The organism is Lysobacter sp. 22409 (assembly GCF_052045105.1).
Classification (GTDB): domain Bacteria; phylum Pseudomonadota; class Gammaproteobacteria; order Xanthomonadales; family Xanthomonadaceae; genus Lysobacter; species Lysobacter antibioticus_B.
Genome location: NZ_JBQEOE010000007.1, coordinates 89,111 through 94,821 on the forward strand (window position 1 = coordinate 89,111; position 5,711 = coordinate 94,821).

Annotated in this window: 5 protein-coding genes; 4 read left to right on the forward strand and 1 reads right to left on the reverse strand. The window is 66.2% G+C overall.

The genetic code is table 11. The annotated features are described in order from the left end of the window. Nucleotides 1-201 precede the first annotated feature (201 nt). From rpsF to ACTJJK_RS05780, 4 genes are all read left to right on the forward strand, one after another. Entirely contained in the window at nt 202-639 is a 438-nt protein-coding gene (rpsF, locus tag ACTJJK_RS05765) for a 30S ribosomal protein S6 (RefSeq protein WP_031372471.1), read from the forward strand. A gap of 11 nt (nt 640-650) precedes the next feature. Continuing rightward, nucleotides 651-881 carry a 30S ribosomal protein S18 gene (gene rpsR / locus ACTJJK_RS05770; protein WP_031372470.1) on the forward strand — a complete coding sequence of 77 codons (231 nt, stop codon included), beginning with the start codon at nt 651-653 and terminating at the stop codon, nt 879-881. A gap of 177 nt (nt 882-1,058) precedes the next feature. Continuing rightward, nucleotides 1,059-1,511, forward strand: a complete 453-nt coding sequence (gene rplI / locus ACTJJK_RS05775) for a 50S ribosomal protein L9 (RefSeq protein ID WP_031372469.1) — start codon at nt 1,059-1,061, stop codon at nt 1,509-1,511. 336 nt (nt 1,512-1,847) lie between these two features. Next, nucleotides 1,848-3,260, forward strand: a complete 1,413-nt coding sequence (locus tag ACTJJK_RS05780) for a replicative DNA helicase (RefSeq protein ID WP_031372468.1) — start codon at nt 1,848-1,850, stop codon at nt 3,258-3,260. An 84-nt stretch (nt 3,261-3,344) separates the two neighbouring features. Here the strand turns inward: ACTJJK_RS05780 and ACTJJK_RS05785 are convergent, their stop codons facing one another. Then, nucleotides 3,345-5,582 carry a TonB-dependent receptor plug domain-containing protein gene (locus ACTJJK_RS05785; RefSeq protein ID WP_440729729.1) on the reverse strand — a complete coding sequence of 746 codons (2,238 nt, stop codon included), beginning with the start codon at nt 5,580-5,582 and terminating at the stop codon, nt 3,345-3,347. Between the last annotated feature and the right edge of the window lie 129 nt (nt 5,583-5,711).

Sequence of the window (5,711 nt, forward strand, 5' to 3'; positions counted from 1 at the left end):
CTCCTACCCAAAGCCGGCCACGCAGGCCTTCGCAGGCAAATACCGCACCGCATTGCACCTAAGCCCTTGTCCTGCCATACTTTCCGGCTCTCGAACGGCCCAAGGCCGGTCGGGACCTTGCTCCACCGCGTCCGCATCCGGACCCCGGGGGGCTGAACCGGGTCGCCATCGGCGATCCATCATCCACAAGGAAACACACCCATGCGTCATTACGAAGTCGTGTTCCTGGTCCATCCGGACCAGAGCGAGCAGGTGCCGGCCATGATCGAGCGCTACAAGTCGCTGATCGAAGGCGGCGAAGGCAAGATCCACCGTCTCGAAGACTGGGGCCGCCGTCAGCTGGCCTATCCGATCGAGAACCTGGTCAAGGCCCACTACGTCCTGCTGAACATCGAAGTCACCCAGACGGTGCTCAACGAGCTCGTCGACGGTTTCCGTTTCAACGACGCCGTGCTGCGTCACCTGGTCATGAAGCGCGACGACGCCGACACCGAGCAGTCGCTGATCATGAAGTTCAAGGACGAGAAGGGCGACAAGCCCGAGCGCGGCGAGCGTGGTGAGCGTCGTCGTCGTGACGACGATAGCGAGACCGCCGTCGGCACCGCCGACAACGCCGACGACAACGCCGAAGCCGCCTGAGGATTGCCCCCATGTCCAAGTTTTTCCGCCGCCGCAAGTTCTGCAAGTTCACCGCCGAAGGCGTCAAAGAGATCGACTACAAGGATCTCAACACCCTGCGCCAGTACCTGACCGAGACCGGCAAGATCGTGCCGAGCCGCGTCACCGGCACCAAGTCGAAGTACCAGCGCCAGCTGGCCACGGCGGTCAAGCGCGCTCGTTTCCTCGCGCTGATCCCGTACACCGACAACCACAACGCCTAACGGCTTTGGAGTGAATGGCGGCTTTGCCGCCTTCGAGGAGTGAGCAACGAGAGAAAGCTTTGCTTTCGATCACTTCTCACTCCTCTCAACTCACTCCTATCGATTCATTCCTCGCTTCTTCGGACAGCGAATCCCGCTGCGGGCCTACAGGCCCGCTAACGAACACGGAGCAAGACCATGCAACTGATCCTCCTGCAGAAAGTCACCAACCTCGGCAACCTCGGCGACAAGGTCAACGTCAAGCCGGGCTACGGCCGCAACTACCTCGTGCCGCAGGGCAAGGCCGTTCCGGCCACCGCCAGCAACCTGGCCGACTTCGAAACCCGCCGTGCGGAGTACGAAGCCAAGGCCAAGTCGCTGTTGGAAGGCGCCGAAGGCCGCAAGGCCCGTCTGGAAGGCGCTTCGGTGACCGTCCACGCCAACGCCGCGACCGAAGGCAAGCTGTACGGCTCGGTGACCCCGCGCGACATCGCCGAGGCGCTGACCAAGGCCGGCTTCGAAGTCGGCAAGTCGGAAGTGATCATGGGCGAAGGCCCGATCCGTCGCACCGGCGAATACGACGTGCTGATCCACCTGCACGCCGACGTCGAAGTCACGGTCAAGGTCATCGTCGCCGGCGAAGCCGCTTAATCGCGACCGCCCGATCGTAAGACTGCGAAGGGCGCCGAAAGGCGCCCTTCGTTTTTTCCGCGGGCGTCGGATCTCCGGGCAGGCCCCTGGCCGTCGCAGTCTGTGCGACGCGCTCGTGACATAGAAAGGGCAAGTTGTCCCCTTCTTATCCACAGGGTTATCTGCAACGGGCACGACCCGATCGCGACTACGATGCGTGTCCGGCCTCCTTCCTGCGACGTCGACCGACACCCATCGACGCCGATCCCCGGATCGCCGGCGCCCTCACCAGCCCCTGAGCCTTGATCGGCTCGATTGGCCGCACACGCGGCCGAACGACGAGGATCGTCTTTCCCGATGAGCGCACGTGGCGGATTCCGTAGCGAAAAACGTTTCGAGACCCGCGCCGAACAGCGCGTGGACCAGCTTCGGGTGCCGCCGCAATCGATCGAGGCCGAACAGGCCGTGCTCGGCGGCCTCATGCTCGCGCCCGACGCCTACGACCGGGTCGCCGACCAGATCGTCGAGGAAGATTTCTACCGCCGCGATCACCAACTGATCTACCGCGCGATCCGCGACCTGGCCGAGAAGAGCCGGCCGTTCGACGCGGTGACCCTGGGCGAGTGGTTCGACTCGCAAGGCCTGTCCGAACAGGTCGCCGGCGGCGCTTACCTGATCGAACTGGCCAGCACCACGCCGTCGGCCGCCAACATCACCGCCTACGCCGAGATCGTTCGCGACAAGGCGGTGATGCGCAAGCTGATCGAAGTCGGCACCGAGATCGTCAACGACGGTTTCCAGCCCGATGGCCGCGACAGCGGCGAGATCCTGGCCAAGGCCGAGCAGCAGGTGTTCGCGATCGCCGAAGCCGGCGCCCGCGGCCGCACCGACTTCACCCCGGTCACCAAGGCGCTGTCGGAAGCCTTCGACGTGCTGCAGACGCGCTACGCCAGCGGCGGCGCGGTCACCGGCCTGGCCACCGGCTACACCGAATTCGACGAGATGACCGCCGGTCTGCAACCGACCGACCTGTTGATCCTGGCCGCGCGTCCGGCGATGGGCAAGACCACGCTCGCGCTGAACATGGCCGAGTACGCCGCGTTCCGCAGCAAGAAGGCGGTGGCGATCTTCTCGATGGAAATGTCGGCGAGCCAGCTCGCCCTGCGCCTGATCTCCTCGGTCGGCCGCGTCAACGCCCAGCGCCTGCGTTCGGGCCAGCTTGAGGACGAAGACTGGAGCCGCGTGACCAGCGCGATCCGCCAGTTGCGCGAAGCCAAGATCTTCATCGACGACACCCCGGGCCTGTCGCCGGAGGTGCTGCGCGCCAAGTCGCGCCGCCTCAAGCGCGAGCACGACCTGGGCCTGATCGTGATCGACTACCTGCAGCTGATGTCGGTGCCGGGCAACAGCGAAAACCGCGCGACCGAAATCTCCGAGATCTCGCGTTCGCTCAAGCACCTGGCCAAGGAACTCAACCTGCCGGTGATCGCGCTGTCGCAGCTCAACCGCTCGCTGGAACAGCGCGCCGACAAGCGCCCGGTGATGGCCGACTTGCGCGAATCCGGCGCTATCGAGCAGGACGCCGACGTCATCATCTTCATTTACCGCGACGACTACTACAACAAAGAGACCTCGCCGGACAAAGGCCTGGCCGAGGTCATCATCGGCAAGCAGCGTAGCGGCCCGACCGGCTCGCTCAAGCTGAAGTTCTTCGGCGAGTACACCCGCTTCGACAACCTCGCCCACGACAGCATCGGCTCGTTCGAGTAATCCTCGGGCGCCGGGCCGGAGGCTTCAAGCAAGACACGACGACGGCGCCTCGACGGCGCCGTCGTCGTTTACGGACGGCGCGGCTTACAACGCAATTTCCAACTGCGCTCGCAGTAACAGTGAGGTCGGGCGCCGTCGCTGCGTGCCTTGCCAGCGTTCCTCGTCGAAGTACTCCGCGCCGCTGACGATGTCCTGTTCGAGCAGGTTGCTCAGGCTCAGGCGCAACTTGCCGCGCTTGCCCAATTTCATCGAGGCATAGGCGTCGAGCTCGCGTCGCGGCGATTCGTTTTCCATTTCGTGCAAGCCGGTCCGTACCGAGCCGCCGCTGCGATGGCTGTAGCTCGCGCCGACCGTCCAAGTCGGGTTGACGACATAGTCGGCGGCCAGGGTTCCGGTCAGGCGCGGTTGGCTGTCGATGCGGTTGTGCGGGCCGGGTACGTCGTCGACCCGCGACCGGTTGCGGGTGAGGTTGAAGCGCACGTCGACCGGCAGCGCGGCAAACCAGCGCGACAGCGAGAACTTGCCGTCGACTTCGAGCCCCCAGCTGCGAGCGCGGCCGCCGTTGCCCGGCAAGGCCACCCAGCGCCCGTCGATCAACTGCGTTTCGGTGCGGATCAGATCGTCGATCTCGCGCAGGTAGGCGCCGAGGCTGAGCATCGCGCCCTGGTCCCAGTATTTTTCGTAGGCCAGGTCGAGGCCGGTCGCGAGCTCCGGGCGCAGGTCGGGATTGCCTTGCTGATCGGGGTCGAGCGCGCGGTTGTTGGTCGAGGTGTAGGGGCGCGGGATCAGCGAACGCAGTTCCGGCGCGCGGTAGCTGCGGCTCAGGCCCAGGCGGACCTGGTCGTTGCGGGTTTTGGAGAGTTTCCACAAGGACTGCAGCACCGGCGAGAGCACGCTGGCATCGTTGCGCACCGTGGCGAAGCGATTGCCTTCGCTGCGGGTGTCGATACGCTCCCAGCGCGCGCCGAGATACAGCGACCAGACCGGGCTCAGCGTCCATTCGTCCTGCGCGTACAGCGCCAGCCGCCGCAGGGTGGCGTCGAAGGAGAGGTCGCTGATCGTTTCCGGCTCGCCGCCGATGGCGCGCAGATGCTGCAGACGCGATTCGCGGCGACGTTCCAGGCCGGCCTCCCAGCCGAGTTCGAGTGCGTGCCGGCCGTTGTCGCTCGCATCGGCTTCCGATAGCGGCAAGGCGTACTTGCCGCTGGAACTCAGCGCATGCACGCGCAGCCGGCCATCGGTGGCGTCGTCGAGATTCTGATTCGCGTCGGCCCCATAGCCCTGCTCGCGGAAACGCGAACGCTCGCGATTGCCGCTGAGGCCGAGTTTGCTGCTGAGTTTGCCGGCCTGGGCGAATTCGTGGCTCCAGTGCAGGTCGGTGCGCAGTTGCACGACGTCGGTGCCGGTGAACTGGCGGTAGCGGACATGATCGAGCTCCGGGCCCAGCGAAGTGGTCCAGCCGATGTCGGCGTATTTGCGGGCATGGCCGGCGTCGAGCCAGGTTTGCAGGGCCAGGGTGTCGCCGTTCTGCAGGGTCAGCTCGAAACGCGGCGCGATCGCCAGTGCGTCGCGATAGCCATCGACGCGCAGGCGGGTGTCGCGTTGCGAAGCCAGCACGCCATCGCGGTCGCGTGCGATTTCGCTGCCGGCTTCCTCGACCAGGTATTCGCGCCGCGTCAACGAGGCTTCGAGCGAACGGCTGCGATAGCCGTCGCGGCGCGAATGGCTCCAATGCAGGCTCGGCAGGTGCCGGCCGTTCGACACTCCCAGGGCCAGCTTGAGTTCGTCGCTGTCGCGGCGTGCTTGCCGGGCGAGCACGATGTTGATGGTTCCGGCGATGGCGGCGCTGCGCAGGTCGGCGGTCGTGGTGCGCAGGATCTCGACCCGTTCGATCATCTCCGGCGACAGCGCGCCGAGGTCGAAGCCGGGCGCGGCCGCTTGTCCGTCGACCAGCAACTGTGTGTAGCCGCTGCCCATGCCGCGCAGCGAAATCGCGCCCGAGCTGCCGGGCGCACCGATGCCGATGCTGACGCCCGGCAAACGCTTCATCGCTTCGGCGAGACTGGCGTCGCCGAATGCGAGCAATTCGGCGCGCGTGACCACCGTGCGCGAGGCGGTGTCGTCGCGGCGCGCGTCGTGGCGTTCGCCTTCGACCACCACAGGGTCGAGTTCGGCGACCGCTGCCGCAGCAGCAGGGCGCGCGGGCGCGGCCTGCGGCGGCTTGGCGCCGGCTGAGACGCAGGCCAGCAGCGCCTGGGCGAGCAGGGCCAGGCGGCATGCCTGGCGCAGCGGTGTCGAGGTGGGTGACGGTGTTGATTGCATAGGGACCGGGATAGAGGGAGGCGCAGTCGTGCGACCGTCGCGTCTGTGGGCGACGGAGCGGGCGAAGATCGCGGGCAAAGGCCGGCCCTCCCCATGAGCGGGGCATTCAGTCAGGCAGGCCGGGTAGGG